The organism is Agathobaculum ammoniilyticum (assembly GCF_025567315.1).
GTDB classification, from domain to species: domain Bacteria; phylum Bacillota; class Clostridia; order Oscillospirales; family Butyricicoccaceae; genus Agathobaculum; species Agathobaculum ammoniilyticum.
On record NZ_JAOQJE010000038.1, the window covers coordinates 1 to 3,281 of the forward strand.

The window sequence follows — 3,281 nt, forward strand, 5'->3', positions numbered from 1 at the left end:
GGCTCCGCCGGCCTGCTGGACGACGTCAACTCCGGCCTGGAGCAGGGCCTGCCGCGTCAGTACGCCGCGCAGATGATCTACAACACCTTGGATACTAACCGTGTCAAGTGGTCCAACGATTCTCAGTCTTTTGACGACATCCTCAACGGCGGCGTCAAGGAGACCGTTGGTAAGGCTTACATGGGCCTGTCCTCGGATGTCGGTACCCTGATCTCCATCGATCGTGACTCCCTGACCATCAAGCTGGACGAAAGCTACGATTCCGACAACTACCACAAGATCGCCCGATACGACGATGTGACCTTTACCAAGGTTTCTGAGGACTACACCAGCCTGCTGGGCCAGAAGGTCAAGGTCATGTTCAAGGATGAAAAGACCAACAACGTTCTGGGCGTCTATTCCATCTCGGACAACACGGTTTACACCACCCTGATGAATGGCGTTGAAAAGGACGGCGCTAAGATTAAGTTCGGCGGCAAGTCCTACTCGATCGACGGCACCAAGATCGCCACTACCTTTATCAGCGTAGACGGCGCGCAGGCGGAAAAGGCTCAGTCTCTTGACTATTTCGACAAGGGCGCTGCACTCAACGAAAATGAGTCCAACGGCAACCTGTCCACCGACGAGGTAACTTTCGTCGATGCGAACGGCAACGGCAAGATCGATACCGCTATCGTATTCGAGAAGCTGGTCGGCGAAGTGACTTACGTTTCTTCCGATAAGATCACCGCTGGTTCCAAGACCTACAAGTTCGAGGACGAAAACATCGACGAGGACATCGAGCAGGACGACTGGGCGGTTGTTTCCGCGAACCTGTATGAGGACTGCAAGGATGTTGTCAAGGCTGATATCATCAGCACCACACTGGACGGCTCCCGCGACAAGAATGACAAGATCAACGGCGACTACAAGCAGTATAAGCTGGACGGCACCTGGTACAACATTTCCGACGAAAACGCTTCGGATGTTTCCAACGGCGACTCCGTCAAGGCTTATGTTGTCAATGGCGTGATCGTTAAGATCAAGTCCGACGACGGCAAAGGCGGCTTCCCGACCAACGTTGCGGTCGTAGTCAGCAACGGCACGATCAACGGCGATCAGGTCCGTATCCGCTACTTCGACGGCACCTCCAAGCTGGTTACCATCTCCGACAACACCAAGGTCACCCTGGGTTCCAGCTCGGCTGGTAAGGCTTACAAGGTTTCCGGCTCGGATACTTCGATGAAGTTCGAGGCAATCGACACCATCAAGTACAATGGCTACCTCTATGTTGGTACCGGCACGGCCGATCCGAGCAATGATAAGGTAACCGTAAGCACTAAGGACTATACCGTGGATGATTCCGCCGCGGTTATTCTGTATGACGGCAACGGCCGCTCCAAGATGCTGACCGGCAAGCAGTATAACGCGCTGAATACCAATGATTTGGCTACCTCTAAGGAAGCCGGCGCGGTATTCACGAAGGACAAGAACGGTCTCAACCGTGCGATGATGATCACTGTCAAGACCGACGATATGACCATCAGCGGCGAGTCTTTCGACAACTACGCATATGTTGTCACCAACAACGGCCAGAACAAGGACGGCAATGCTTCCTACACGATCTGGACGACTGACAACGAGTATGTTGACGTTATCGAAGAGAACGCGACTGCTCGCGCTAAGGGTACGCTGATCGGCTACTCCGCGATCAACTCCGACAACGTTATCAGCGACGTAAGCGAGGTCGCCAAGATCGCGGATGTTGATACCTCCAAGCAGACTGCGGTTAAGGGTGCGGCATCTTTCGGTAATGACGGTACCGTTTACTATGGCGGCAACCAGAGCACGGACACCAAGTTCATCAGCGTTGATAACAAGAAGTTCAACGTAACCGCGGACACCGCTGTCCTGTTCGTTGACTCCGCTGCGGACGAGGATGACCAGATCGGCGTGGACTTCGTCTACGGCACGTCTGCGATGGCCAAGGCTGAGAAGTACATTGACAGCAACGATCAGACTGCTTACTCCTCCAACGTGATGTTCCAGGTTGACGAAAACGGCAACGATGATGTTGACCTGAAGGTTCTGGTTGTTGATACCACTGGCGCGTTCGACGGCAAGAGCCACGAGAGCGGCGATGACAGCGGCGAAACTCAGGAGAAGGGCGACTACAGCACCAAGTATGCTGAAATCTCTGTTGAGGATAAGGATATCATCACTGGCGCAGGCTCCAAGTACGTTTCTGGCGATAAGGAAGTTCATGTCCAGTTGACGGTCGAAGGCGATTTCGCGGAAGCTACTGCTAAAGCATCTATCGATGTGGATGGATACAAAACCACGCAGAACATTACCCTGAAGCCGGGCAACACTGCTGACATTGTTATTGCTGATGTGGATACTGCTGATGCTAAGGTTTCCGTTAACATTACGGATATCACCTTCACCAAGGTAAACGTGGGTGTAGCGGCGGTAGAGACTGCTAATCTGAAGCAGGACAGTGCCACGGCTACTACTAAGGACATGGCTGTGACCGCTGCGGCGGCCGCGGCAAAAGCGAAAGACGATACGGTTACCATTACTGTAACGGGCACGAACATCGATAATGGTGGAACGGCTGCTAAGTATGAGTTGACGCTGTCCAACGGCACCAAGCTCCAGAATAAGGCTGGCGGCTCTACAACCGAAATCACTTTTGAGTATACTGTGACAGAAAACGATATCAAGGCAGGCAAGGCGATTACCCTGACTGCTACTGAGATTAAGGATGTTCAGTAATCTTTAAAGGTGGAAAAAACCCCCTCGGAATTTCGAGGGGGTTTTCCCTATTTCAGCGCAACATACCGGAATGGACCATTGGCCGAAAGGTTCATATAGCGGCTTACCTGAAAACCGGTACTTGTGATCGAAACATATGGCGACGCCGCATCCTCCACCGCGATATGTGCCAGTGTTGCGCCGTAACCGGCAATATTGCTCGCGTTGCTCGAGGAAATAATAACCGCTTTCGGCTGAAAGCCGAGAGAAACGGTTTTCGTATTACTATGGCTGTAATCCCCGTCCCAGCTTCCGGCATAACTGCCGCAGTAAATTTCACATTTCTGTGCGGTCAGTGTTTCGTTAGCCGTTAAACGGTCGGCAAGGGCCTTATCCGATTGGACACGCGCTCCCGCTTCATCAGAGAGCGCGGTCTGGGTCGCTTTTGCGTCCAGCTCGGCGGCAAGCTCCTCTGAGAGCATCTCCCGATCGATCGTGTCCCCGAACGTGTCCACCACGATGCCCTCCACACGCGCCTCCAGCCG

The 3,281-nt window shown here is 53.3% G+C and carries 2 protein-coding genes; one reads left to right on the forward strand and one right to left on the reverse strand.

Annotated elements, in window-relative coordinates:
- Positions 1 to 2,757 (forward strand): hypothetical protein (locus tag OCV66_RS15380; protein WP_262564896.1); only part of this gene is annotated, 2,757 nt, incomplete at its 5' end.
- A 47-nt stretch (positions 2,758 to 2,804) separates the two neighbouring features.
- Here the strand turns inward: OCV66_RS15380 and OCV66_RS15385 are convergent.
- Positions 2,805 to 3,281, reverse strand: a 477-nt coding sequence (locus OCV66_RS15385) for a hypothetical protein (RefSeq protein WP_262564898.1), incomplete at its 5' end; no start/stop codon positions are given.